This is a genomic window from Bacillus sp. FSL K6-1012 (assembly GCF_037964915.1).
Classification (GTDB): Bacteria; Bacillota; Bacilli; order Bacillales; family Bacillaceae; genus Bacillus; species Bacillus halotolerans.
In genome coordinates this window covers 1,956,858-1,981,918 of record NZ_CP150175.1, presented here as the reverse complement: position 1 = coordinate 1,981,918, position 25,061 = coordinate 1,956,858, and the positions used below count along the sequence as shown (strand labels likewise).

Genomic DNA, 25,061 nt, shown 5'->3' with positions numbered 1-25,061 from the left:
ATGGAATCAACAACAAAACCAGTCGTACCAAGCCCTCTCGGCAATTTCGCCGGGAGGGTATTTTGTTTTTCCGGAACTTTGAAAAGCGGTGTTTGTTTGCAGAAGAGGGGGCGCCGTTCTCCAAACGTTTCCTTTCCAGAGATTTAGACAGGGGGGGAGTGTCACTTGCCCTTACCGCCATGAACCTTGTTGTGACAGGCGTTACACAGGCTTACAAGGTTGTCCAAGTCTAATCTTTTCGCCCAATCTTCCTTTACTTCCACAATGTGATGCACCATGTAAGCCGGAGTAAAGCAATGATCTTTCAAACAATGCTGACAAAGATAATTGTCTCGTATCAATGCAAGTTGTCTTGTTCGTTTCCAATCTGTTGATTTATAAAAACTTGTTATTGTTTTGTTTCTTGAATGTTTGTTGTAATGTTTAGTTTCTTCTTGTTGTTGTGTCTTGTGTGTATCACAGTACCGGTCACGGGTGAGGCTGGGGCACCCAGGGGCGGCGCATATTCTTAGAGGCTTAAGGGGCATATTCTTACACCACTTTTCCCATTTAATTTCTCCTATTATTAAGAAGTTCTTATTATTTTCTTAGTCTCTTTTGTACTCCTCATTTAATAAAGAACAAAAAACCCTCTATCAGAGGGCTTTTTAATCTACGTTATTTTCTTCATTAGCACTTTTCATTTTAGGAACATATATCTTCCTTGGTTGGGCATCTGCTCTTCTCTTACTTTCTTGAAGTACAGACGATAGAATTTTAGAAATAACTTGTATGACTCGATAAGACGACAATACAAAGCTTGTCAACAACATTACAAAGAAAACCAGCAATAAGTTAGAAGAAGTTCCTTTTGAGTCAATCATTAAATATAAAAACATAGAATAAACAGCTAATGCTAATCCAAACACTATTGAAGTTTTTACATATGAAGTTAAATCAGAGTCTCCTTTATGCTCAAAAATTCTTTGCATAATTTCAGCATTTGTAAGACTAATGAGTATTGAAATCATAGTGCCTAAGAATGCAATAACAATCGAACTGACTGTAACAGAGGAGTTTAAAATCGCCTCAAAATTCTTTACATCTTTTATTGACCACTTCTGATAAAACACAAAAGCACCAAAAATGATAGCAAAAATATAGGGATATAAAAGTTCTAGCCTCCTCATCCTCCAGTCACTCCAATCTTTTTATTCATAAGTATTATATATTTCATCTACTCTACCTTGATAAAGCTGACGCATTTTTTCAATAACTGTATCATGTAAAATATTTCTTGACTCTGGATTAACATCACGTTTCGAAAAAACATGAAAGTCAGTTAGTCGGTTGTTAATCAAATCAATTGTTTCAACTTTGGTGTCCTCATTTTCTTTAAATTTAATTTCAACTCTATTAGCATTAGGATCGTTAGCAAAATTTTCAATGTCTTCATAGATTGGAATTTTACTGTACTTTTTGGACCCTTTTTGAGCTAAGCCAATTTTAAATTGAATATTGACAGGTTCTTTTATTGATTGAGTTCGACTTAGAATTTGGCCGAGTGACTTTTTGGTTTTTTCAGAAGCATTCTTTACATCAGCAATAGAAACTTCAGCACTTCTTATCAAGTGTTCTTGTTTTAAAAGTTCCATCGATTTAGGATGAACAAGTGGTTTAAACAAAACTGTAAAACCAATTTCATCAATTAGGGATGTAAAAAAGCTAGCTATCGAACTAGGTGGCAGGCTAAACATATTTCTCCTAACCATTATAACGCAATTTTCCGGGTCAAAAAGAGCTGAGACTTCCTCTCCAAAGCCTTCTGCTTCATCCATATCATCAAAAAAACTTACCTCTCCATTATCATGAGCTTTTAATGGAAAGTTATCTTTTCGTATGCGAATAAAATGCAATTCCCATTTTCCATTGTGCTCTTTTATATCTTGCAGTCTTGCCCTATCATTCCCAGCAGAAAAAATTCTATCTGCAACATGAATTTTTTGAGCATCTCTTATGACTTCCTCTAAATTGCATAATCGTTCTTCCATAACATCTCTAATTTGATCATATGACCTTGCATAAACTTTAAAATAATCGAATTTGACTCTTTTACTCATTTTTTCTCCTCCTCATTACTATTATCGGAAATCAATAAGGAAAAAGTAACCATGTGCAAAATTTGTCGAACGATTCTCTTTAATGTTTATTCTTTCTAAACTGCCACCGCACTCAAGCCGTTAACCGCCAATTGTTTTTCTGAAATTTACCGGAAGCAGTTTACAGAGAATATAAAAAAGCACCATCCCGTAGAATGATGCTAACTGTCCAATGCCTATCCTTTAGATTCTTCTTTAGATTCTTTTTTAAACTCTTCCATTACTTCGTCTAATAACAACTTAAAACCCCGCTGCTGTTCATAATATCTCTTACTTTTAGTTGTGATCCACCCCCACAGCCCAAACATCATTAAAGTCATAATGATACTAAAATAAAATATTGGCGAAACTATTTCCATTCCACCTTGAACAACAGTATTAAGGACGTCTCCAAAATTTATCTTACTTTCTTTATCCTTTTGTAACATAGTGGTGGAAAAACTATTCATAGTATTGAAATAGAAAGTGAACGTAACAACAAAGACGCTAAGCACTGCGGCAAGAACTGATGTAAGTAATGTAAAAGGAATAGTTGTAAGAGAGCTTAGATCATTTGAAACATTGAGGTTCGAATCTAATCTATTAACCATCAGTTTCAATTGCTCTTCACTGTGATCTCTTTTTAATGCTTCTTTAACAACTTGCTGAATGGTCAGATTTTCTTTATAGGGTTTCCCGTATCTTTTTTCTAGGTATTTCGATATTTCTTTTGTTTCCATCAAAGAATGGTTTTGCATATTATCACCTCGATCCCTTTTATCGGCAAAAGAGAGCGACAATGGTACTATTTGCGGAATTTGTCGAACGATTTACCGGAAACAGTTTACAGAGAATATAAAAAAGCGCCCTCCTATGGAAAGCGCTACTAATTGGTTTCTATGAATCAAATTGTTCGGGTAAATCCTCTCTGCGGAGTGACTCCCATTCTGTCTTAATCTTTTGATTTTCTACGTCATGGGAAAGAAGAGTAACTATCTCAAATTCCTTAACCTTATCAAGATATAATCTCCCTGTTTTACACAACCATTTCTTTATGTCAATATCCTTTAAATTACAAGGAGCATTTACAAGAGCAGTCCCAGAGACTCTTAATTCCAATAAATATTCTCCGTTTTTGGTGAAATAGACACCCTCATAATCACCATTTCTTGGACTTCCCTCGCATTTCACTTTTTGTCGCTCAGCTTCTTCTCGACGACGTTTTTCTTCTTCATCTCTTTGACGTACAATTGCTTGCTGCTGAGGATTATGGTTCTTCATATCATGCCTGTAACTCATTTCATCACCTCCCACCTTATTATCGGTGAAAGAAAAGAAATAAGGAATAATTTGCAGAATTTGTCGAAAAAAAGTTTAATGCCTCCTTATGCTAATCGCTTATTAAAATTGATCCCACACATACTCCGAGAGGAAGCCAAGTATAGCAAGATCGCACAATGAAATACGATAATACTATTCTCCCGATACGGACGCCTCAGACTAGCTGCTATCCAGGCTCAGAATGCTCCTCTCGTTTTGGCTTCATCCCTCAACACCTTTGTTCCGTATCCGAATTCGTCTTGATAAGGGAAAGACGCTTCTCCCGTATATTTCGATAAGTTTTATTTATCGTATTTCGTTGATAGGTAAAGTTTATCGGGATTTCAAACATAAATAGTCCCCCTTTTTGTCCCCTAAAATGTCCCCTGTTTTGTCGGGAGTTTGTCGATAAAAATAGCACTCGGATTTTCCCGAGTGCCTAAACCATATATTAATTTGTATTTCTTATATATGCTTTTCCTCCACCAGAACCAGCAGATAACAAAACTCGATATTTACATCCACCTTGCATATATGCCGAACCACTTGCTGATTTTCCATTTTCGGCTACCAAAGGTTGTCCTATCGATTTTTCCGCAGTAGATCCACATTTTTCATACAATATTCCAGTCGCAGTTGAACTATTACTTTGAACTGTCCATCTTCCATAACCATGCGCTCCATCTACATAGCCAGTATAAGCTGATCCTGCTGAAAGTAATATAGCATCTGAACTAGAAGCTGCTACTGCTGAATTTGAAAATCCCAAAAATAAACTTGAAGCCATACTTAAAGAACCAATTGTCATCAATAGTTTTCTTTTCATTTAAAATCTCCTCCTTTTGTCTACATTTTATCTCCCTATAAAAAATACAACAAAAGTAATTACACCCATATTTTTGATGTTCACATTTAATTCATATTATCCCGAGTGCTGTGGCAATACGTAGAATAGCACGCTGTTTTATTTCATAATAGGTGTCCTTTTTCATGCCAAGTTCCATATAGATATGAATGTCTTTTGTTTGGCTGGCTGTTAAGTATTTTTTCTCAATGATCATCCGTTCTTCATCGTCCAGGCTGTTTTCTAACGCCCTTTCCATCTGTTTGACCTTCAATTCATTTAATATGAAAGAATCTCTGATAGAAGGAAACGGGCTGATGCCAGCGTCAACCGATTCCTTTTTATTCTCAAGCTGTACTTTCAAAGCTCGATAATCTTTAAGTTCTTTGATCACGATTTTACGGACTGCCTTCAAATCCACAGGCTGAAGGAATGAAAGTTGTTCTGTCACACCCGCCCTCCTTTCCTCTATTTTTCGCGTTCCCATTTTTGTATTCGTCGTTCAGTTAAGCAACCCCACACAATGAGGGCAAATGAGTTTAACATGAAGAGAGCAGCTATAATAGAGAAAATCACTCCGCGCCCTCCTTATCTCCTTCCATTACTAATTCCCATATAAGTTAAATAAATTTTTACATGGATTATATTTGAATATATAGTATTATTAAACTTGTAAGACTATTCTCTCAAACGAAAAGGAGCGTCAATCATGCAAATTAAAAAAGTAATTGCAAGTTCAGTTCTATCACTCGCTTTGTTAGTTTCTTCATCTGCTTTTTTTACTGCTCAAGCAGAAGCTGCTAGCCCTAATGAAACATGGAAGTATTGTACTTCAGAAATATTTGGCCCATACTCTTCTAGAAATGCAATACCGGCTATTTATAACGACGGCACCTATAATTGGTACTTAAAAGGTGCGAAAACTTACTCAGGTATTTGGTATGGTGCATATGAACGTTGTTGGTACTCAACACCTGTATGAGTGCTGACTTTTAAAGAGGGAATCTTCCCTCTTTTTTATTTTCACAACAAGCTCCCGTCAATGATCAGCACCATTTCTTCTTCATTAGTTAAATCCTCAATCACTTCTTCATTCGGTCAATTTCTCTTTTATCTTTCACGCTCTTTCCTCCTCAACGCTACTTTTTCAAGCCACATTCCAACGCATACAAAATTGCTTTAAATTTACTGTTATCATACGGACCGTAAATCTTATTTTTTATCACCAAAACAAACTCACGTTCGGTTTCGATGTATGCAAAATCCCCTAAAAGATAGTTTCTAACTACCCCCATTTATTTCACCCTCGATAGACAGTGCATGTCTGAAATAGTCATTTGATGATCTGCTTCACGGACTGCCTCGGCAAATGTTTCAATACCGGTATCCCATAAACCATGGCGCTCAATAATCTCAGAGAATTCTTCAACGTCATGCTCACGGATTCCCCAACTGTCTGGATCAGTGGCAGCGCCGTATACAGTCACCCATTTACTTTGGTCTTTCGGATCAGGCTCTTCCCATTCTTCCCGAGTAAAATGGCAAAGCTCATGATCTACCAGGGCAGCGCGCTGTTCCTCCGGCATTGTCTTCCATGCAGCCTTATTGATAAACACGAAAAGCATGTAATCCGTCATATGACATTCGAATGCTGTGCATTTTTTCGCCTTTCCTGCCCATTTGCTGTTACCCTCACGGAGATAAAAACCAATTTGCTGTTTAGCGTCTTTTAAATGTGGATGATGTTCATCAATTATGCTTTCAGCCAGCTGCCGTACTTCCTTCGATTCCTCAAAACCTACAAATGCCATGTTACTTCCTCCCTTTGATTGTTTTATTCAGATTTACACAAGCCCGCCTTTCAGCAGTTCCCGGGCCATATAATGAAAGTGATGGTAAATGTAATTTCCGGTAGCGTTAGGGCTAAGAAAAACAGTTGAAAAGCCGTAGCGAACCTCAAATGTTTTCAAGCTGCCCAGCAGCGCTTTCGGTTCATACTTTGAACGATATTTTCCGTTCAGTATTTTTTGGTACCCTTCCAGGTCCTCCACAAGAAGAGTAAATGGATGCCTGGACGCCCGGATCAATTCATTTTCAAAACGAGAACGGTCTTTAATCGACTGCACCAACTCATCCACTCCATTTTTCCGTTCAATGGCTGCATTCAAATACATATCACGGCTGATTCCCAATTCATCATTCTTGGGGATCATGGCCGAGTAATCGCCCGTTTTCATTCCTTTGAACTTGATTGCCACTTTCTTTTTACGGAGATAATCGAGAACATGCTGGTTCTTTTGCTCTCTCGTATCCACAATAATGATCATGCTGTCCAGAATCGCTTTCAACTCTGTTTCCGAATAGTTATAGTGAATAATTGTCATGCTTTCTTCCCCTTAAAATACGACATGGCCCGATCATAAATTTCTACGGAAAGCCGGTCCGTTTCCTCGCTTTCATAATTTGAAACGGATTTCTTTAGCTCCCTCCAGCCGTTCTCCCAAAAGAGAACAAGCAATTTCATCACCTTCATAACTGATTCATAATCATGATTGAACCAATCATCTATTTTTCTATTAATATCTTGATCAATGCCCATGAAATAATTAATGATTTTATCTATAGTCTGTTTCACATTATGTTCATGATCCGAGTATTCGCCTTTCAAATACCGAATAATTCGCTTTTTGTAAGATTGGACAAACGCCTCAAGTTCCGGATAGACTTTCTCAGGTTTCTCAATATAAAGATCGTTTCCATCAAGAACCAAACGCGAGCCCAACACCTCTAAATCGGAACAAATTTGTTTTGGGTGCAATTTTCTCACCTCTTTTTATCAAAACGGGTTAATGAGTTAACGAAGGTTAATGCATTTTGTATTAAAGCCCTATATATATATATTTATTTTTTATTAATTAATTTTCATGTGAGGGGAACAAACAAAATCATTAACCCTTATTAACCCTAAAAATAATTAAAATGTAGAGATAGACTCTTAACCCCTTGATACTAAAGGATTTATAGCTTTTTTCTATTTATAGAAGTAACCTTTTTGGAGTCATTTTTCGCATTTGATTCATTAACCCCTTCGTTAACCCTTTCAGAAAAATTCAAGTGACTCTGATATTTGTTTAGCCCTATACCATAAAAGAAGACTTTATTTTTCGCTCCGTTTTCCTTCTTAAACCCTCGAATTTCAATTTGTCTATAAAAAGCGCGATTTTTGAGTTCAATCTCATCATTTTCATAGCACCAGTTTTTATAATCCTTATAGAGTTCTTTTGCTTCAATTTTTGCTGATGGATGAACAACACATCTTTCTGACATATACGGCCCTAATATATCCATATCCTCACGGTAACCTTCTGTTGCTTTTCGGATCACTTCCGGTTCCTTAAGCCCTTCCTTCTGCCACTTCAAGCAGCCTTCTACTGCCCATCGGAGAATGCCTGGCATTTCTGCAGCAAGTTTCTGCGGGAGCTTTTTGTCCACTTTCTCTTTCGGAATGGTGACAGTGAACGGGACAAGCCGGATACGGCGCCAGATACCCTCATCGCTGCCCTTTACAATTGGTTTATGGTTTGTCGTAAAGAACACTTTAAATTCAGGAGTAAACTCAAAATACTCCTGGCGTAAGAAACGCGCGGACATCTTTTCGCCCCCGGTGATCTGCTTCACCAAAGACTCAGACAGCTGTTGACCTTCTTCACTCTCTACAGCCGACACAAAACGCGCCCCGTCGAGTCGGGCTATGTCATTGTTGATGCTGCTATCATTCTTCTTTTTTATGAATGTGTCACTGTTCGTCTGCCGGCCATAGTCGCCCAGCAGCTGCTGAACTGTATTGATAAACGTTGATTTACCGTTACGGCCATTACCAAACAGAAAGAACATGACTTGTTCCGTAGTATCCCCCGTCAATGAATAGCCAATTGCTTTCTGCATAAAATCAATAATTTCATAGTTTGGCTGCCCTTGTTCATCTATAAAAATGCTTTCTAAGAATGCCTTCCAGTTTGGGCAGTCGGCATCCTTTTGATAAGCCACTGATGAAATTTTAGTGAATAGAAAATCACGATCATGTGGCAGTAGCTCCCCAGTTTTTAAGTCAATCACACCATTCTCACAGTTAAACAGATATTTATGAGAGTCGAGTTCTTGTTTTCTTACAGCAACCATCGGCCGGGTATCCAGGATGGTGTTCATTCGAATATTGCGACGCTCGCATTTTTTAGCCCAATCGTTAAGCTGCTTTTTTCTGTAGCCGTCTTCCGTGGCCTTCGCTTCCCCGTAAATGGCCCGTAGAGTTTGGGCAGTTAATGCCTCGATCTGCCTCTTGCCGTCTTCCTCCCACATCTTCCCGTTCCAGATTAGCCAGTCGAGCTCGTTACAATATCTGATATTCTTGCCGTGGTAATATACAAGCCTTTCAGCGTTGCCTAGCTCAGTCAGGTGAAAGACCGGTGGCGTGTCTATGATTTCCTCTGTGTCAGCAACCTGTGAGGCCTGCGGCTGCGAGAAATACACTTCATACGGCTGCTCTTGCTGCTCCATCAGGTCGGATATTGTGGGGCCGGTCGAATAGATAGCTGCAGCAATAGTCATTTCTCCATATGTAGCTCCGTCGGCTGAATGCTGCCGATCCCACTTTTCGCGAAACAAATTTGATTCACGAAACATAGAATCCATTTTTGATGCGTCCTTGTCCGTCCAGAATGCCAAGTGATTACATAAAGCCATATCTGTGGAAGAATGATCTTCATTAATCAACTGGCCGTTAAACAGGTCCTGAATGCTTTTTCCATTCTTACTGTTGAACATTCTTTCCCAAATTTCTTTATTTGAAAGATTACTCATATCACTTACGGATTGTGTTCGGGTACTGACCGGTTTTGCTTCTTCCTTCTCTGTCAGGTACTTATCAAAGATAGTTTTGATTTCTTCTGATCGTTCCTGAACAGGTCCAACATCAAGACTGTTTCCGGTGAATGTGAAATAACGGCCATGCCTGTATACTTCCAGGCCTTTATCTATATTTTTTCTCCCTGTGCCCGGTCCGCGTAATGGGAGCTTACCTTTCGCGATAATATGAACACCTTCACCACTCGGAGAGTATTCAGTATAGCTGCTAATTGTCTGGATGATTTCCTGAGCGAAAGGAGACAGAACACCATCATCTACACAGTGATCTATATCTATTCCGATGAACGGATCATCTTTAGAAAACATGAAGCCGATACCGTCATACTCCTGTTCATTGAAAAACTTCATGATAGTTGCAAAGGTGGACCAGGTTCGCTTATTGCTTGATTGAGCCATGCTGCCGTCAATCTGATATGGCACTTTCGTTTTTTTGCCATTACGCTCTTCCGAACGCCATAAAATCCACTGAGGGGCGTTTTTTAGCTCTTGTGGTATATTTTTAAAGTCGTACATGTATTAACTCCCCTTTAAAAACGAGGGAGCTATACACTCCCTCAAATGTATTTCTTGTGATCAAAATGGTACATCTTCATCGCTCACTGTAATTGAGCCGGTATCTGGCGCCAGCGCTTCTGACGGCTTAAACGCTTTGACTTCTGGATATTTTTTGCCGTTATGCTCTCTTTCTCCGACAACTAGGCGGATCGGTTTATTGAGGAAAGCATTGGCCCATTCAATATGATCCTTAAATTTCATTCCGTTCGGGAAGCCTGCGGCCTTTGATGCTTGATGAAATCTCCACATTGCATTATCTGTAACAGTGAAATTATCGTATAGGATTTTCTGGCCCTGGCATGCCTGCTCAACGTCAGAGCGAATTTCATAATCTACGACAAGACGCTCATTACCAGATGCAGCCGTTTTTGCTTCAAAGTTAATAACCGTCGCCTCATATTCTCCTGGTTTAATTGGTTCAAATGCTTCGCCTTTGCTATGATCTACTGTGAACATGTTTAATTCCTCCAATTTTTTGTTTTATTTGCCGTTTAGTACAGCTACAAGATTTTGCGTAATTGAATCCACTACATGCGGATCAGTGATGTCTTCATTTCGCAAATCATAAATTACACTGTCTATGCCACTATTCAATCTATCAATCTCTGAAATTAACCAGGGCACGTCAGATATGGTCGCATGCCCCCGAATCTCTTCGAGTTTTGAATCATTTTTCACTTGGCTCACCTCCAAGTACGCTGTTTAATCTATCAATAGCAGCATTAGCAAGTTTGATATTCCATTGTTCAAGCTTCTGATTCGCTTTGATCTGGAACTCCTCAATCATTTGCGCAGCCTTTTCGTTGCTCTCAATCATCATTTTGATGTGAGTAATCAACCCGAGGCGTTCTGTTTCTTCCTCCGCCTTTACGTCAATACCGAGCTCAAGCCACTGATAAAGTTTGCGGCCGACTTCTGGGTTTAGCTTGATTGAAGAGCCTTCAAACATTCGCGTATTGTCTTTTGAGGTCTCAGCCATATGATCAATGTCAATATTAAAGTTGAGCATAAACTCGTATTCCATTTCATCTTTCTGTACAGGTTTTGTCCCAACCTTACGAGGAGCCATTTTGCCGTTATTATCAGGCTCCACTACATACTCCGTTTTTGTTCTCAATGTCGCTAAGATGTGAACATCATTTTGCGTTAATGTCTTAATGAGCTTGGTTGTTTCCGGCGCAAGCTTGCCCCAGTTTTGAAAAGAGTTACCGGACATGCTGCCATGTGTTTCAACTATTCCGCCTTCACCCTGCCAGTTGTGTGAGAGTGAATCAATTACGACAACCTCAGCACCGGCGTTCTTAATCGCTTCTACAGCCATTTGATAACGCTCAGTTGTATACGGCGGTGTAAAATCAATATGCTTAAAGCTACCGATGCGAATATCATCAAACTGTAAATTAGCGTACAGTTTTGCGCGTCGGTGCTCAGTATCAACGACACCGATCTTTGACCAGATTACCTCGTCGCTTACTTCTGGGTATGCTTCACGCATCATTCCGTAAGCTACCAGTAGGGCGCCGGCTGTTTTACCGGAACCACTCGGACCGATAAAGCCGACAATTGCCTTTTCTTTTTCACGCTGTGCGTTTGTGACTTGAAACATCTATCACACCTCCACTTTGAAACTGACTGTTTCTGGCTGGACTTCTACGCCGGGGACAGCTTGTCCATTTGAATCAATTACGATCGGTTTACCTTCAAGCTCAGTGACAGTCAATGTCTTCTTAAGATCGCCCCATGCCACAGACTCTTTTATAAACTCCTCCATACCGGCATCCTTCACATGCTGCAGAAGTTTTTCCTTGTCCACTTCTTTAGGCGCTGCTTTTGTGGTCCGACTTTTAGATTTCCCATAAGGTGTGGAAAGCGTTTTTGCCTTCGGGTCTTCCTGCAGCTGCTTTGTATGATAGACACTCACCAGGTTTTCAAAGAATGAAAGACTGTCAGCTAAAGGCTTAAGCTCCTGCCTTTCCCATTCTTCAATACGTTGCTTTTCTGTGGCTGCCAGTGCTTTGATTTCCTTTTCCTGCGACTTAAGTGCAGCTATTTTCCGGAAAGCCCAGTTCAGGCTGTTCATATCAGTAATTTCAAATTGTGGACGGTTCCCCGGCAGTTCGCCGTTATTAATTTCATTTAGTTCAAAGTCCTGTAATGGATTCATATGAGACACCTTCCTCTATTTGATTTTGTTGAGAGTTCCATTTAAAATGAACTTGCTTGTTTGTTTTTAGTCCACATTGCCGTGTGGGCTTTTTTTATTTACTTCTTCATCGGCATCCTCTTCCCGATCCTGGTCATACTGGAGATACTCTTTTGGATAACCGTAACGATTAATTTCCGTTATGATCGGATGCTCAAGATTCATATACAGGCCTCTTTACAATTGAGACATCAAGACCTTTACTAAGAAATTGAGTTGCAACTTCATGTAGCTGAACGACTTGTTCAGGATGATGCATCCGTTTGATTTCCTTGAACATTTCAGCAGCTGACAAACAGAGATCAATACATTCATCGAAATTGTTGTCCTCTATTTCATCTGGAAGCAATTCGTTCAGCAGAAACTGTGCGGATGCCAATTTACGTTTAGCTTTTTCCTTATCTGATTTAAGAAATTGATTTAGTTTCATTCTTCAAATCCTTTCAGTTCTAAGTAGACATGACATTGTCTCACCATTTGTCTATTAGAGAAATTAGCAACCTTTAATCGGTTCTTTTTAATCATTTTTTGCTCAAATTCTGCAAAGAAAGCAGCAAGCTTAAGAGCATTTTTCATCTTAGCCTCCTTTTTAAGAATCCGTGGTACAGAGTACTTCATGAAAAATTCGTAAAGTCTTTCTTCAACATGTGCGGGTAGTTCTTTCATTTTGGTCCTCCTTTAATCTCTCGTCTTTATAGACTCAACAACTTCCATATTTTTTCGAATCCATTCTAAAACCATGTCTCGAGGAAATAATATTCTTTCCCCTACTTTAAATTTAGGAAAGTCCTCCCTGTAAATGACATGTGCGTCAAGCGTTTGTGAACTGACGTTAAAAATGTATTTAGCTAGTTGAGCTTTACTGATCATATAAGGAAGTTCATGCTCTTTTCGATTGTCCTCGATTATTGAAGCAGCAACTTCTTGAAGCAAATCATATAAATTGTTTCTAAATGATTCAGAATCAGCTTTCATCGTTAATTCAATCATTCTTATTCACCTCCTTACGATGCACGTTCTTCTCGTTCAATTATCGGAAGTATGCCTTTTTTATTTTTTAGGGTTTCATAGATAAACAACCGGCCTTTCTGAGTCCAATAAGTGTGAAGCTTGCTTTTATCAGAGTCGATTGCGTGAGTCTTACTTTGTGTGTAACCTTTATCAGCGTATTTCTGATATAGCAACCAACAGTCGCCCTGCTTAAATTGAATTCCTAACTCATGGAGAAGTTTGTTCATCTTAGTTCCACTCATTCCATAGTCTTTAGCTATCTTGCTGATTGAAAGTAAGGATTTATTCTGTAAAACCAAATCATAGTAAGATGCTTTAGGTTGTAACTCATTTATCATTTGGTTTTTCTGTGCATTTTCCAGAAGAAGATGTTCATTCTTTTCTGCAAGATCAGCAGCAAGCCGTAATGCTTCTGGTAATGACTGAGGAATGTCGGGCCTAAGTTTGTTCTCCATTTCTTCAAACTTTGTTACATAGGCAGCTGTAAACAAAACACCCTTCTCACCAGTCATTTTGTTTGCAACCATGTCGCAGCCTTTACGAGTCAAAAGATAACATAATCGTGTTTCTCCTTTATTGTCTTCATAAGTTGAAGGAACGAAGAATTCTAACGGACGCAATTTTGCGTCGGTTAAAACATCTAAATAACTTTTGATAGCCCTAATTAAGTCTGTATGTCGTTTCCCTGTCAATTTGGCTACCTGTCGACTCTCTACCATCAAATCTCCATGGTTATTAATTATTTTTAAATGCAATTCATTTCCCCTCCATAACGGATAATTTAATTATCCAAAGTAGCAAAAAAATAGAAAACCGTTGACTAGTGCGATTAAATTATCTATAATCCAAATATGGATAATTTAATTATCGCTTTTGGCATACTTAAGAGACGTATTACAAAAGTAATCCGGAAATAATTTATCTGCCGGTTGATCAAAATAATAACATAGTCGAAACATTAGATCTCTACCAGGAGTAAATGTTCCATTTTCAATCATACGCAGATAGACAGTTGAAATACCGTTTTCTTTTGCCACATACTCTTGTGTGCCTTTGGCTTTGCGACACTTAGAAAAGTATTGGCGTTTTTTGGTCACTTTATCCACCACCTTCCTTTCGGTAGTTCTGATTATAATGGATAATTTAATTATCCGTCAACCCCGAATGGAAAATTTTTTTCTGGAGGACAATTATGAGTTTAGGTAAAAATCTAAAAAAACTTAGATCACAAAGAGGGTTGAGTCAGTACCAAGTGGCAGATAAGTTGGAAATTCAACGTGGAAGATATAATTCATGGGAAAATGATATAGCAAAACCTAGCGTCGAAATGTTAAAGAAGATAGCTGATTTTTATAACGTGGGTGTTGATTTTCTTCTTGGAAGAGATAATAACGAATCTACTTTAAATGAATTTGATGAAGAAGTAAGAACAATTGCAAGAGATATAAACAATTTGAATACTGGACAAAAGGATGCTTTAAAAGCATTAATTAAAACAATGCAACAACGTGGAAAAGAAGCGATGGATGAATGAATTTCCCTAAAAAAGCTCGGTACACTAAAGTGATGCAGAAAGTCAGTTATTTTTTTGCTAACGAAAATATTTCTGACTTTCCAATAGACCCATTCCAAATAATCAAAAGAAATAAATGGGGATTAATTTCGTATTCTGAATTAGCAGAAATACACGAAATGAGCATCCCTGAAATAATAGAGGCATTTCAAAGTAAAGATGGTTACACCATTTATGATGGGATAAACCACACAATTGCTTATAACGATACAATTATGATACCAGGAAGAATCCGTTTTACTTTAATGCATGAAATAGGCCATATATATATGAACCATCTTGTTGAACTCGAGGAAACTATACTAAGAAGAAGTAAAATGACTGAATCAAAGTATAGAGTATTAGAAAATGAGGTGAACTCATTTGCTAGAAATGTACTCGCTCCTGCTGTATTAGTTAAACATTTAGACATAAAAACGGAAGCTGAATTAATTAACTATTTCAAAATATCTAAGCGAGCTGCAAAGGTAAGATTAAAATCATTAAGTTTTGATTTATACAATACGTTTATGCCAATGATTAACCTTCAATTAAAATGTTTTAAACAATTTATTTCAACTATAAAAAATTCAATATTTTGCCGTAATTGTGCTCATTCTTTTGTTAATAAATCAGCAAAATATTGTCCTATTTGTGGAAATAACAAACTAATAAATAAAAAGGAGAAAACAGAGTTGATATATAGTGGTTACCAATTAGACAAAAATGGAAGAGCACTTATTTGTCCTAAATGCCAAAACGAACAAGTGAATCACGAAGGTGATATATGTAAAATTTGCAGTGCATATTTAATTAATAAATGCGCCGACACATATCAAACAGATGACACAGGATGGAACTTTGTTCAACAAAGTTGTGAATCAATACTAGACGGTAATGCTCGTTATTGTTCACAGTGTGGTAATGAATCTACGTTCTATCGTCAAGGACTGTTGCAAGACTGGATTGAAGAAAAACAAAATTACGAAAATAATTCAAACCCATTTCCTTTTACAGTTAATTACAATAATTCTTAAACTCTATCAGGAGGTAAATATGGCTACATTCAGAAAAAGAGGAGACAAGTGGGAATATCGTGTCTCCTTTAAGGACCCTTTCACTCTTAAATACAAAATAAAATCAAAGAGTGGTTTTAAAACAAAGAAAGAAGCTCAAAAAGCTGCTGCCGAACAAGAAAAACAAATAGCTGCTGGATTTGAATTTGATACAGAAACCATGTCGCTTGAGCAATTTTTATTTAGTTGGCTACATGAATACAAAAAAGACACCGTTAGAAAGAATACATATGAACTCCACGAACGAAACATCAAGAATCATATTCTTCCTTACTTCAAAAACATCAAGATTACAGATATTAAACCTATTATGTATCAAAAATTCCTTAACTTTTTAACTGATCAGGGATACAGCAAACGCACTGTGGAAATTATACACAGTACAATGTTTAACGCTTTTAGTAAAGCTGTCATCATAGGAAAATTAGCAAAAAACCCTTGTTACGGGGCCACAATATCAAATAAGAATGAAAAGAAAAAAGGTAAACTCGAATACATGCTTTCTGAGGATATTCCGAAATTTCTTCAGGAAGCATATAAGTATAACTATATATATTACATCTTTTTTAGAACGCTCATAGAGACCGGTATGCGTAAAGGTGAAGCTGCTGCTCTTCAATGGACAGATATCAACTTAAGAGAGAATTACATAGACATTAAAAACACCCTAGATTTTTCTGCAAAAACAGCTGATGAACTCTTCGGCGAAACTAAAACTTATGAATCCAAAAGAAGAATATCAATTGGCGCTTCCCTTTCTGCTGCTTTACAAAAACATAAGAAGTGGCAATTTGAGAATAAACAAATGTTACAGGCTGATTATAAACATGATCTCAATTTAGTATTTTGCAGAGTTGACGGGAATTTTTTACCTAAGTCCACCCTTTTTAATGCGTTTAATCGTATTTTAAAGCGAGCTGACATAAATAAAATGCCTATCCACGCATTACGGCATACACATGCTGTTTTACTTTTAGAGTCAGGCGCTGATATGAAATACATTCAAGAACGTTTAGGTCATAAAAGCATGATGGTAACTGCCGATGTTTATTCACATATTAGTAAGAAGCTTGACCAAAACCGAATAAAGGATTACGAGAAATACGTGTCCTCAATTATGGAGTTAGATTCATAACTTCAAATTTTTTTGGTCATATTTTGGTCAAGGACCAAAATTATCAATCTCTTAATCTTATGACCAAAATTTAAAAATCCCCTGACACCAATAGTGCCAAGGGATTGAGAGATTAATACTGAGACATATACTGTTCGCGTTCCCAAGGGTGAACTTGCGTGCGGAACATATCCCACTCGATTTCTTTTGCTTCGATGAAGTGCTCGAATAGGTGCTCGCCTAGAGCTTTGACCATCACTTCGTTTGATTTGAATTCGTCTAATGCTTCAGCAAGTGTTGCAGGAAGGTCGACGATTCCGTTTTCCATGCGCTCTTCTTTGCTCATCACGTAGATGTTGCGGTCGATTGGAGCTGGCGCTTCTAGTTTGTTTTTGATTCCATCTAAACCTGCAGCAAGCAAGACGCTAAGTGCTAGGTACGGATTCGCAGCTGGATCTACGCTGCGCACTTCAACACGTGTGCTGATGCCGCGGGAAGCCGGGATACGGATAAGCGGGCTTCTGTTTTGCGCGCTCCATGCAACGTAGCAAGGTGCTTCATAGCCAGGAACAAGACGTTTGTAAGAGTTCACTGTCGGGTTTGTTACTGCTGTAAAGCTTGTTGCATGCTTCACGATACCTGCAATGAAGTGTTTCGCTGTTTCACTTAACTGAAGATCTGCGTTTGCATCATAGAATGAGTTAACGCCATCTTTGAAGAGTGATAGATTGCAGTGCATACCTGAACCGTTCACACCGAACAACGGTTTTGGCATAAATGTCGCATGCAGACCGTGTTTGCGGGCAATTGTTTTAACAACTAGTTTAAACGTTTGGATGTCGTCACAAGAACGGACTGCACCAGCATATTTAAAGTCGATTTCGTGCTGGCCAGGCGCTACTTCGTGGTGAGATGCTTCGATTTCAAAGCCCATCTCTTCAAGCTCAAGAACGATATCGCGGCGGCAGTTTTCTCCCAAGTCAGTTGGCGCTAAGTCGAAATATCCGCCTTTGTCGTTTAATTCAAGCGTCGGTTCGCCTTTTTCGTCTAATTTGAATAAGAAGAATTCAGGCTCAGGTCCTAGATTGAAATCACTGAAGCCCAGGTCTTCCATTTCTTTCAGAATCCGTTTTAAGTTGTTTCGCGGGTCACCTTCGAAAGGTGTGCCATCCGGATTGTAAATATCACAGATGAAACGTGCTACTTTACCTTTTTCAGCTGTCCATGGGAAGATAACAAATGTATTTAGATCAGGATACAGGTACATATCTGATTCTTCGATGCGAACGAAACCTTCAATAGAAGATCCGTCAAACATGACCTTATTATCAAGTGCTTTTGGAAGCTGGCTTACAGGAATCTCAACGTTCTTGATTGTTCCAAGAATGTCGGTAAATTGCAGGCGGATGTACTTGACGTTTTCCTCATTTACTAATTTTACGATATCTTCTCTTGTATACTTTGCCATTTCGTAAAACTCCTCCTCTAAAAGGTAAATGTATATAGCAAAACAGTTGCTAACGGATTAATGAAAGAAGCGGGACATGTCGCCTTGACGGAATGTATTTCCTCTTTGAAAACGGCCGGCTTGCATAAGCTCGTTTTTCAGGAGCTGTCTCAGTTCGTCATCAGACAGATCATGTTTCATTGGTTTCTTCGTCTTCTCATTTTGTTTCTGTTCCGGCTCAGCCGAAGCTTTCGCCAGAATTTGTTTAATTCCTGCCATGTTTACACCTTGTTCAATCAGGTGTTTAATTTCTAACAGTTTATCTACATCGTGAAATGAGAATAATCGTCTATTTCCTTCGCTTCTAGCTGGAAATATCAGTCCATTTTCCTCATAATACCGAATTTGTCTTGCTGATAATTCGGTCAATTGCATGACAATTCCTATTGGAAATAAAGGCATTGAGCGGCGAATGTTATCACTCATCTCAATTTCCTCCTTTTCTTAACTTAGTTTCATTATAGGTGATGTTATATTTTGTGTCAATAACATGTAAGGATTCTTAACATGAAATTCAGTGAAAATTTTAAACTATTCAAATTAATTTCTTATCCATTAAAGAATCCACTGCACTGCATATGGCATTTTTCACATGCGCATAGGTTAATCCTCCCTGGACATACGCTACATATGGCGGGCGGATAGGGCCATCAGCTGATAATTCAATGCTTGCTCCTTGTATAAATGTGCCCGCTGCCATAATCACATCATCTTCGTATCCCGGCATGTAGGCTGGATAAGGCGTCACGTGGGCATTGATCGGCGATGCATATTGAATGGCCTGGCAAAAGGCAATCATCTTTTCTCTGTCGGAAAACTCAACGGATTGTATCAAATCTGTTCTTTTCGCATCCCATTTCGGGTTTGAAGTGAAGCCCAGTTTTTCAAGGAATCTCGCTGTAAACACCGCTCCCTTTAAGCTTTGTGACACAACGTGAGGCGCCAAAAAGAAGCCTTGATACATTTCCTGGAGCGAGTAAAGAGACGCTCCGGCTTCCCGGCCGATGCCCGGTGAAGTCATTCGGTATGAACAAGCCTCGATCCATTCAGATTTTCCAACGAGGTACCCGCCTGTTTTGGCAAGACCGCCTCCCGGATTTTTAATAAGAGATCCCGCCATGAGATCGGCGCCTACATGGCAAGGTTCCAGCTCTTCTACAAATTCTCCGTAACAGTTGTCCACAAATACGATAAGATTTTCATTGATTTCTTTTACAAAGCGGATCATTTCTTTGATTTCACTAATTAAGAAAGAAGGACGATTGGCATATCCTTTTGAGCGCTGAATGCCGATCACCTTTGTCTTCGGATTGATAGCTGCAGCGACAGCATCGTAATCTATTTTTCCGTCTTCAGTCAGTTCAACCGCATTGTAGCCGATTTGAAAATCCTTTAGCGATCCAGAATTTTCTCCGCCTCTGACGCCGACAATTTCTTCTAACGTATCATACGGCTTGCCTGTGATATAAAGCAGCTCGTCCCCCGGTCTGAGGACACCGAATAAAGCAATGGAAATCGCATGTGTGCCTGATATAATTTGAGGCCTGACAAGCCCGGCTTCGCCCCCAAACACATCTGCATAAATGCTTTCAAGTGTATCTCTTCCGATGTCATCATAGCCGTATCCTGTAGACGGCGTAAAATGAGTGTCGCTCACCTTGTGTTTTCTATAGCTTTGAAGCACTCTCCATTCATTGCGTTCACTGATTTCTTCTATTTGTTTATGAACGCCGGCAATTTCCGTTTCCACTTCCATTGCTGTTTTTTTTAATAAATCTCCGTGTGTTAAAGTTTCGAACATGTCCTTGTATTCCCTTCTTACATATACTTCTTCAATTCACCGATGATACTTTGCTCTTCTTGTACATATCCTGATATGTCGTACTGTTCGTTTTCTTCATTAAAATGAAAACGGTCAACCATCGTTTCGGATTTGATTCTCGAGAGAAGCTTGCCCTCACTTGCCGGTACCTGCGCTTCAAAAGGCGTTAACAGTTCTTGGCGCAAATAACGCTGGATGGCTTCCTTAAACTTTTCAGTATCCTCCTCAAATCTTGCACTGACCATGATATGATTCTTTCCAACGGACGGGATAAAGTCAGGCAGCTTTTGATCGCGTTTGTTATAAGCCGTCAGCACCGGGATATCATCTGCTTCAAGCTCTTCCAGCAAGCGAAGCACCGTTTTTTCGTGCCCTGTGTACTCCTCATTTGAGGAATCAATCAGATGCAGAATCACATCCGCTTCTTTTACTTCTTCAAGCGTTGAGCGGAATGCAGCGATCAGTGTCGTCGGAAGATCTTGAATAAATCCGACCGTATCTGACAGGAGCACGCTGTAGCCGCTTGGCAGCACCATTTTTCTGGTCATAGGGTCCAGCGTGGCAAACAGAAGGTCTTCTTCATAGCTGTCAGCGCTTGTCAGGCGGTTAAACCACGTTGATTTCCCCGCGTTCGTATACCCGACAAGAGCGATTTGCAGCACACCGTTTTTCTTTCTTCTTTCACGGTAGCGGCTTCTATGGCGAATGACAGCGGACAACTGCGTGTTAATTTCATGAATGCGATTTCTAATATGGCGGCGATCGGTCTCCAGTTTTGTTTCCCCCGGTCCTCTCGCGCCGATCCCTCCGCCTTGCCGGGAAAGGTTGATCCCCTGTCCAGTCAGACGCGGGAGAGCATACTGGAGCTGAGCCAGCTCGATTTGAAGCTTTCCTTCTCTTGTTCTTGCTCTTTTCGCAAAAATATCTAATATCAATTGCGTGCGGTCGATGATTTTTACTTCAATCGCAGTTGCCAAGGACTTTAGCTGGCTTGGTGACAGTTCATCATTAAAAATAAGAAGATCGACTTCAAGCTCTTCAACGAGCGTCTTCAGCTCTTCAACCTTCCCTTTTCCTATATATGTAGCTGCGTCAGCCCGGTTTCGTTTTTGCGTGACGCTGGTCAATACCGTTCCATCTGCTGTTTTTGTCAGTGATGCAAGCTCTTCCATGGAATTTTCAAAATGCTCATCTGTGATATGCGGCAGCTGACATCCGACTAAAATGGCCTTTTCCTGTCTTGTTTCTTGTTCTTTCAAATGGATGTTCCTTTCTATTGCATATTGGGCAGTAGTATTATCATACCAAACCCTGCATGTGTATACCACAAATCGATTGCTGTGAAAACAAGAAATACATTAGAAAAAAAGACCTCTCACAGGAAGAGGTCTATATCGAGCCAGCGGTATCTTCTTTAATTGAAAGATCTTGGCTTTTAATGGTCATCAAATCGCTTTTTAAGTATTGGTCGCCCATTAGAAGTCTCATGGCTTGCGCTCTGATCGATTTTTCTATGACATTTCTGACAAAACGGCCATTGCTGAATTTAATGGGACTTGTTGTGCTTTTGACTGTCATTAAGTAATCCTTTAATTTCCATTCAGCTTCCTGACTGAGCTGGTATTCCCGCTCTGCGATCATCCGTTTCGCAATTTCCATAAGCTGATTGACGGAATAATCCGGGAAATCGATGGAGATGGGAAATCTGGATTGGAGACCGGGATTCAATGATAAAAAATGCTCCATTTCCCGTGAATATCCGGCAAGAATTAAAATGAATTCATGCTGTTTGTCTTCCATATGCTTGACAAGCGTGTCGATCGCTTCTTTCCCGAAGTCCTTTTCGCCGCCCCTTGCAAGGGAATAGGCTTCGTCTATAAACAAAATGCCGCCTAATGACTTTTTGATTAAATCCCTCGTCTTTTGGGCGGTGTGGCCAATGTATTCCCCGACCAAGTCAGCACGTTCCGCTTCGATCAGGTGGCCTTTTGACAGTACGTTCATTTCAAAGAACAGCCGGCCGATAAGCCGTGCAACTGTCGTTTTCCCAGTTCCCGGATTTCCTTTAAACATCATATGCAGCGCTTGCTTTCCCACCTTCAAGCCCTGTTCCGCACGTTTTTGATTGACAAAAATCCAAGCGTATATTTCCTTAATGTTTCGTTTCATTTCCTCCATTCCAACCAGTGTGTTCATCTCTTTTTCTATTTCCTTCAAAATGCCGTGCTTAGCTTCGTTTTTTTGCAAAGCCGCTTGATATTCCGCCTCTGCCTCAGCGTTTGTCAGCACCTGCTTTTGTCCGTTAAGAATAATGTTGATCTGTCCGTTGTTTTTATAAGTCACAGCGCGCTCCAACATTTTCACCTCTCAGTTCTTTCTATATGATATTCAAGCGTATGCCTTATGTGACAAACGCCTATCATGTGTCGAAACAAATGCTTTTTTTTCGGGAACAATGGGGAATCCTGCGCTTTCCCGAGAAATACTTTATTTCTTATTGTATTCACGAACACAGGGTGGACAAACCAAGAGATTTTATTTTAAGCAAATTTGTTAGAACAATCAGCTATGAAAGTGATATTTCTTCGATGTATAAACCTCAGTTAGGATATTTTCAATGCGCAGATATGCTTGTAATGAGCTGAGGAATTTATGAATTATCAGATATACTTCCCTTTCACTTCAGTAGGTTGACATGAAAGTAAACCCCAGTCTGCATGAACGGCGTCTACTTCAACAGCTGAGCTTCTCTTACTGTTCGTCAATTGTGACAGCTTTTCTTTCGGTCCGTCGAATATTTCTCCCTCCTCAATCAGGATGATCCGTTTACATAAACGTTCAACGTCATCAATTTGATGGAAGGTGAGAAGAATCGTCGTTTTATGCTCAGTATTTACATGATGAAGAAATTTCTGGGTATTCTTCTTTTCGCGCAGGATATCTAAACCGATTGTCGGCTCATCAGAGTGAGGATTTTGGGATGATGTATAAAAGCCAGCAACTTTTTGGAACAAATCCGGGTAAAACACCCGGGAAATCAACTTTCCTGAGAGACTAAGCCTAGGATGATGTCAAATCCCCATACTTCTTCAAATACAAATGCCCAATAATCCGATGAAGAACTGGAGAGCAAAATAATGGCACCGAGGAAAAGAGTGAGTATAAACGTTAACCCATGCAACCAAGAGTGAGTGATATTAATAGGAAACAAAAAGAATGTCTGAATGTTATTTCCATTGAGTACGTTCTGACTGACCTCCCAAACCACAGTCAAAAAGACTGAAGCAGCATGGAGACCGTTGTGTATGTCAGCATCATTTACAGAGATACCCCTCCGCTTTCTGCTGAATTTGATTGAATAACCACCTTTATTAAACCGACTAAAAGACAAACTTTTAGCAACCTTCCTGTCATATCCTGTTGAATTGTGCGCTTTCCCGAGAAATAATTTTTCGGGTAACAGGGGTTATTTCCTCATTTTTCTGCCGGATGATAATCGTACAAGCAGAAGCCGTCTTTTTTCATATCCTGTAATGAGGTGATGGAGAATGGTTAAAATTTTTATTGATCCAGGTCATGGCGGGTCCGATCCAGGCGCAACAGGCAATGGTCTCCAAGAAAAAACGTTAACCTTGCAAATCGCTTTAGCTTTACGCACTATATTGACGAATGAGTATGAGGGTGTTTCTGTGCTGCTAAGCCGGACAAGCGACCAATATGTCAGCTTAAGCGACCGGACAAATGCTGCAAATAACTGGGGAGCCGATTTCTTTTTATCCATTCACATTAATTCCGGGGGCGGAACAGGTTTCGAAAGCTACATTTATCCGGGAGTCGGAGCACCGACAACGACTTACCAATCGGAGATTCACTCTGAAGTCATACAAGCTGTCGACTTTTCAGATCGCGGTAAAAAAACAGCAAACTTCCACGTATTAAGGGAATCCTCAATGCCTGCCCTGCTTACGGAAAACGGTTTTATTGATACGGTTACAGATGCGAACAAGCTTAAAACGAGCAGTTTTATTCAAAGCTTGGCAAGAGGACATGCAAACGGGTTAGAGCAATCCTTCAGCCTTCAGAAAACATCCGACTCAGGGTTATATAAGGTTCAAATCGGGGCTTTTAAGGTTAAAGCAAATGCGGACAATCTTGCAAGCAGCGCAGAGTCTAAGGGCTTTGACGCCATTGTGCTCTTAAAGGACGGATTATATAAGGTTCAGATCGGCGCTTTTTCTTCCAAAGATAATGCCGATGCCCTTGCTGCCAGAGCTGAGAATACCGGCTTTGACGCTATGGTCTTCCTAGAATCATAATACTGTTTGCGGACGAGCATGCCTGATAAAAAAACCCGGTTCCTCTTCATGAGAAACCGGGTTTTTTTATTCAAGAATGTCAACCACGAATTGCGACCATGTTTCCAGACGGTTATAAATGTCTGTTTGTTTTAGTTCAGAAATTTTCATCCATTTACCCGCAATTTGCTCTTTCTCTTTGACTTCCACATGTGAGCCTGGCTTTAATTGAAGCGCAGATAGAATACCGATATGCACTTTGCCGACACTGTTGTCATCATCATTTATCAAACCTAATGTGACAATGGCCTGCTTATCCTCTTCTTCGATTTGCAGTTCTTCATCAAGCTCCCGGTCTGTGTTCAGCTTTAAGACCTCGGCAAAGGAAGCAGCTCCTTCAATATGATTCATATGGCCGCCAAAGCCAAGAGAAAGCTTATTGTGAAGACGTGATTCTCCGCCGCCAGCCAGCCGCTCATAAAGGAAAACTTCATCCTCGCGTTTAATGACGACATAAGGAATCGGCTGCTTATAATGAGGATCTTCTTCTGCGTCTCCCCTTCTCATTTCAGAATAGGTCGCCTCAATTTGAGCCATAATTTCTGCTACTCGGGCATCTTCACTGTTTACGCCTTGAAAAGTCAATTTTTCTTTTTTAAACACTTCATCGCGCGGAGCGACCAAGATGATTTCATCCATTTTTCCCATGATTACTGCGTCCT

The 25,061-nt window shown here is 39.6% G+C and carries 33 protein-coding genes; 5 read left to right on the top strand and 28 right to left on the bottom strand.

Translation table 11 applies throughout. From position 1 onward, the window contains the following. Positions 1 to 161: 161 nt before the first annotated feature. The 7 genes from NSS75_RS10055 to NSS75_RS10025 all read right to left on the bottom strand — a co-directional run bounded on the left by NSS75_RS10055 (position 162) and on the right by NSS75_RS10025 (position 4,768). Positions 162 to 527, bottom strand: coding sequence for an HNH endonuclease (locus tag NSS75_RS10055; RefSeq protein WP_339237336.1), 366 nt, complete (start codon positions 525 to 527; stop codon positions 162 to 164). A gap of 120 nt (positions 528 to 647) precedes the next feature. Beyond that, on the bottom strand, positions 648 to 1,169 hold the full coding sequence (locus NSS75_RS10050) for a hypothetical protein (protein ID WP_317679790.1): 522 nt from the start codon (positions 1,167 to 1,169) through the stop codon (positions 648 to 650). Between the two features lie 21 nt (positions 1,170 to 1,190). Next, positions 1,191 to 2,099, bottom strand: a complete 909-nt coding sequence (locus NSS75_RS10045) for a DUF6731 family protein (RefSeq protein WP_317679792.1) — start codon at positions 2,097 to 2,099, stop codon at positions 1,191 to 1,193. A gap of 215 nt (positions 2,100 to 2,314) precedes the next feature. After that, positions 2,315 to 2,875, bottom strand: coding sequence for a hypothetical protein (locus tag NSS75_RS10040; RefSeq protein WP_317679793.1), 561 nt, complete (start codon positions 2,873 to 2,875; stop codon positions 2,315 to 2,317). A 139-nt stretch (positions 2,876 to 3,014) separates the two neighbouring features. Next, positions 3,015 to 3,416, bottom strand: a complete 402-nt coding sequence (locus NSS75_RS10035) for a hypothetical protein (RefSeq protein ID WP_317679794.1) — start codon at positions 3,414 to 3,416, stop codon at positions 3,015 to 3,017. Positions 3,417 to 3,888: 472 nt separating this feature from the next. After that, positions 3,889 to 4,263 (bottom strand): hypothetical protein, encoded by a 375-nt coding sequence (locus tag NSS75_RS10030; RefSeq protein WP_019260087.1) that lies wholly within the window; start codon positions 4,261 to 4,263, stop codon positions 3,889 to 3,891. 91 nt (positions 4,264 to 4,354) lie between these two features. Further along, positions 4,355 to 4,768, bottom strand: a complete 414-nt coding sequence (locus NSS75_RS10025; RefSeq protein WP_124042826.1) for an ArpU family phage packaging/lysis transcriptional regulator — start codon at positions 4,766 to 4,768, stop codon at positions 4,355 to 4,357. A 222-nt stretch (positions 4,769 to 4,990) separates the two neighbouring features. On the opposite strand from NSS75_RS10025, the gene NSS75_RS10020 reads away from it, so the two are divergent. Further along, positions 4,991 to 5,263 carry a hypothetical protein gene (locus NSS75_RS10020; protein ID WP_099043103.1) on the top strand — a complete coding sequence of 91 codons (273 nt, stop codon included), beginning with the start codon at positions 4,991 to 4,993 and terminating at the stop codon, positions 5,261 to 5,263. Between the two features lie 313 nt (positions 5,264 to 5,576). Here the strand turns inward: NSS75_RS10020 and NSS75_RS10015 are convergent, their stop codons facing one another. From NSS75_RS10015 to NSS75_RS09950, 14 genes are all read right to left on the bottom strand, one after another. After that, positions 5,577 to 6,092, bottom strand: coding sequence for a putative metallopeptidase (locus NSS75_RS10015; protein ID WP_339237320.1), 516 nt, complete (start codon positions 6,090 to 6,092; stop codon positions 5,577 to 5,579). Positions 6,093 to 6,125: 33 nt separating this feature from the next. After that, positions 6,126 to 6,665: an ERCC4 domain-containing protein gene (locus NSS75_RS10010; RefSeq protein WP_332276455.1), complete on the bottom strand. Its 540-nt coding sequence runs from the start codon at positions 6,663 to 6,665 to the stop codon at positions 6,126 to 6,128. Then, positions 6,662 to 7,099 (bottom strand): hypothetical protein, encoded by a 438-nt coding sequence (locus NSS75_RS10005; protein WP_339237317.1) that lies wholly within the window; start codon positions 7,097 to 7,099, stop codon positions 6,662 to 6,664. The genes NSS75_RS10010 and NSS75_RS10005 overlap by 4 nt, the downstream gene beginning before the upstream one ends. Before the next feature lie 200 nt (positions 7,100 to 7,299). After that, positions 7,300 to 9,717, bottom strand: coding sequence for a phage/plasmid primase, P4 family (locus tag NSS75_RS10000; protein ID WP_339237315.1), 2,418 nt, complete (start codon positions 9,715 to 9,717; stop codon positions 7,300 to 7,302). 60 nt (positions 9,718 to 9,777) lie between these two features. Continuing rightward, entirely contained in the window at positions 9,778 to 10,215 is a 438-nt protein-coding gene (locus NSS75_RS09995) for a DUF669 domain-containing protein (protein WP_332276452.1), read from the bottom strand. Positions 10,216 to 10,239: 24 nt separating this feature from the next. Beyond that, the gene (locus NSS75_RS09990; protein WP_019260095.1) at positions 10,240 to 10,437 is read right to left on the bottom strand and encodes a hypothetical protein; all 198 of its coding nucleotides are present in this window, start codon (positions 10,435 to 10,437) and stop codon (positions 10,240 to 10,242) included. Continuing rightward, positions 10,427 to 11,365, bottom strand: coding sequence for an AAA family ATPase (locus tag NSS75_RS09985; RefSeq protein ID WP_268306582.1), 939 nt, complete (start codon positions 11,363 to 11,365; stop codon positions 10,427 to 10,429). Before NSS75_RS09985 ends, NSS75_RS09990 begins: the two co-directional genes overlap by 11 nt. A gap of 3 nt (positions 11,366 to 11,368) precedes the next feature. Beyond that, complete coding sequence (locus NSS75_RS09980; protein WP_060399200.1) at positions 11,369 to 11,923, bottom strand: host-nuclease inhibitor Gam family protein; 555 nt, start codon at positions 11,921 to 11,923, stop codon at positions 11,369 to 11,371. 66 nt (positions 11,924 to 11,989) lie between these two features. Continuing rightward, positions 11,990 to 12,127 (bottom strand): hypothetical protein, encoded by a 138-nt coding sequence (locus NSS75_RS09975; RefSeq protein WP_339237308.1) that lies wholly within the window; start codon positions 12,125 to 12,127, stop codon positions 11,990 to 11,992. After that, on the bottom strand, positions 12,117 to 12,392 hold the full coding sequence (locus NSS75_RS09970; protein WP_268306584.1) for a YqaH family protein: 276 nt from the start codon (positions 12,390 to 12,392) through the stop codon (positions 12,117 to 12,119). The genes NSS75_RS09975 and NSS75_RS09970 overlap by 11 nt, the downstream gene beginning before the upstream one ends. After that, positions 12,389 to 12,628 (bottom strand): hypothetical protein, encoded by a 240-nt coding sequence (locus tag NSS75_RS09965; RefSeq protein WP_033881116.1) that lies wholly within the window; start codon positions 12,626 to 12,628, stop codon positions 12,389 to 12,391. The genes NSS75_RS09970 and NSS75_RS09965 overlap by 4 nt, the downstream gene beginning before the upstream one ends. 12 nt (positions 12,629 to 12,640) lie before the next feature. Then, the gene (locus tag NSS75_RS09960) at positions 12,641 to 12,952 is read right to left on the bottom strand and encodes a helix-turn-helix domain-containing protein (RefSeq protein ID WP_160216210.1); all 312 of its coding nucleotides are present in this window, start codon (positions 12,950 to 12,952) and stop codon (positions 12,641 to 12,643) included. A gap of 14 nt (positions 12,953 to 12,966) precedes the next feature. After that, entirely contained in the window at positions 12,967 to 13,728 is a 762-nt protein-coding gene (locus NSS75_RS09955; RefSeq protein ID WP_332276449.1) for a phage regulatory protein/antirepressor Ant, read from the bottom strand. A gap of 105 nt (positions 13,729 to 13,833) precedes the next feature. Continuing rightward, a complete protein-coding gene (locus tag NSS75_RS09950; protein ID WP_059335915.1) occupies positions 13,834 to 14,070 on the bottom strand; it encodes a helix-turn-helix transcriptional regulator in 237 nt (78 codons plus the stop codon). Between the two features lie 95 nt (positions 14,071 to 14,165). Here NSS75_RS09950 and NSS75_RS09945 point away from each other — a divergent pair, with 95 nt between their 5' ends. Genes NSS75_RS09945 through NSS75_RS09935 form a run of 3 tightly spaced genes read left to right on the top strand, consistent with a single transcriptional unit; the run spans position 14,166 to position 16,736 of the window. After that, positions 14,166 to 14,507: a helix-turn-helix transcriptional regulator gene (locus tag NSS75_RS09945; RefSeq protein ID WP_072692611.1), complete on the top strand. Its 342-nt coding sequence runs from the start codon at positions 14,166 to 14,168 to the stop codon at positions 14,505 to 14,507. Next, positions 14,504 to 15,562 (top strand): ImmA/IrrE family metallo-endopeptidase, encoded by a 1,059-nt coding sequence (locus NSS75_RS09940; protein ID WP_332276448.1) that lies wholly within the window; start codon positions 14,504 to 14,506, stop codon positions 15,560 to 15,562. The genes NSS75_RS09945 and NSS75_RS09940 overlap by 4 nt, the downstream gene beginning before the upstream one ends. A gap of 19 nt (positions 15,563 to 15,581) precedes the next feature. After that, a complete protein-coding gene (locus tag NSS75_RS09935) occupies positions 15,582 to 16,736 on the top strand; it encodes a site-specific integrase (protein ID WP_332276447.1) in 1,155 nt (384 codons plus the stop codon). A 112-nt stretch (positions 16,737 to 16,848) separates the two neighbouring features. Here the strand turns inward: NSS75_RS09935 and glnA are convergent, their stop codons facing one another. The 6 genes from glnA to NSS75_RS09905 form a co-directional block, all read right to left on the bottom strand. Continuing rightward, the gene (gene glnA, locus NSS75_RS09930; protein WP_024121509.1) at positions 16,849 to 18,183 is read right to left on the bottom strand and encodes a type I glutamate--ammonia ligase; all 1,335 of its coding nucleotides are present in this window, start codon (positions 18,181 to 18,183) and stop codon (positions 16,849 to 16,851) included. 57 nt (positions 18,184 to 18,240) lie between these two features. Beyond that, on the bottom strand, positions 18,241 to 18,648 hold the full coding sequence (glnR, locus tag NSS75_RS09925; protein ID WP_010334345.1) for a transcriptional repressor GlnR: 408 nt from the start codon (positions 18,646 to 18,648) through the stop codon (positions 18,241 to 18,243). A gap of 109 nt (positions 18,649 to 18,757) precedes the next feature. Further along, positions 18,758 to 20,023 carry an aminotransferase class I/II-fold pyridoxal phosphate-dependent enzyme gene (locus NSS75_RS09920; protein ID WP_024121508.1) on the bottom strand — a complete coding sequence of 422 codons (1,266 nt, stop codon included), beginning with the start codon at positions 20,021 to 20,023 and terminating at the stop codon, positions 18,758 to 18,760. Positions 20,024 to 20,040: 17 nt separating this feature from the next. Next, entirely contained in the window at positions 20,041 to 21,303 is a 1,263-nt protein-coding gene (hflX, locus tag NSS75_RS09915; protein ID WP_216394459.1) for a GTPase HflX, read from the bottom strand. A gap of 130 nt (positions 21,304 to 21,433) precedes the next feature. Then, the gene (gene spoVK / locus NSS75_RS09910; protein WP_049809927.1) at positions 21,434 to 22,402 is read right to left on the bottom strand and encodes a stage V sporulation protein K; all 969 of its coding nucleotides are present in this window, start codon (positions 22,400 to 22,402) and stop codon (positions 21,434 to 21,436) included. A 302-nt stretch (positions 22,403 to 22,704) separates the two neighbouring features. Then, positions 22,705 to 23,058 (bottom strand): hypothetical protein, encoded by a 354-nt coding sequence (locus NSS75_RS09905; RefSeq protein WP_142367113.1) that lies wholly within the window; start codon positions 23,056 to 23,058, stop codon positions 22,705 to 22,707. A 534-nt stretch (positions 23,059 to 23,592) separates the two neighbouring features. On the opposite strand from NSS75_RS09905, the gene NSS75_RS09900 reads away from it, so the two are divergent. After that, a complete protein-coding gene (locus NSS75_RS09900; protein WP_095713880.1) occupies positions 23,593 to 24,360 on the top strand; it encodes an N-acetylmuramoyl-L-alanine amidase in 768 nt (255 codons plus the stop codon). A gap of 66 nt (positions 24,361 to 24,426) precedes the next feature. Here NSS75_RS09900 and NSS75_RS09895 read toward each other — a convergent pair whose 3' ends face one another. Next, positions 24,427 to 25,047 carry a hypothetical protein gene (locus NSS75_RS09895; protein WP_044155790.1) on the bottom strand — a complete coding sequence of 207 codons (621 nt, stop codon included), beginning with the start codon at positions 25,045 to 25,047 and terminating at the stop codon, positions 24,427 to 24,429. Positions 25,048 to 25,061 lie beyond the last annotated feature (14 nt).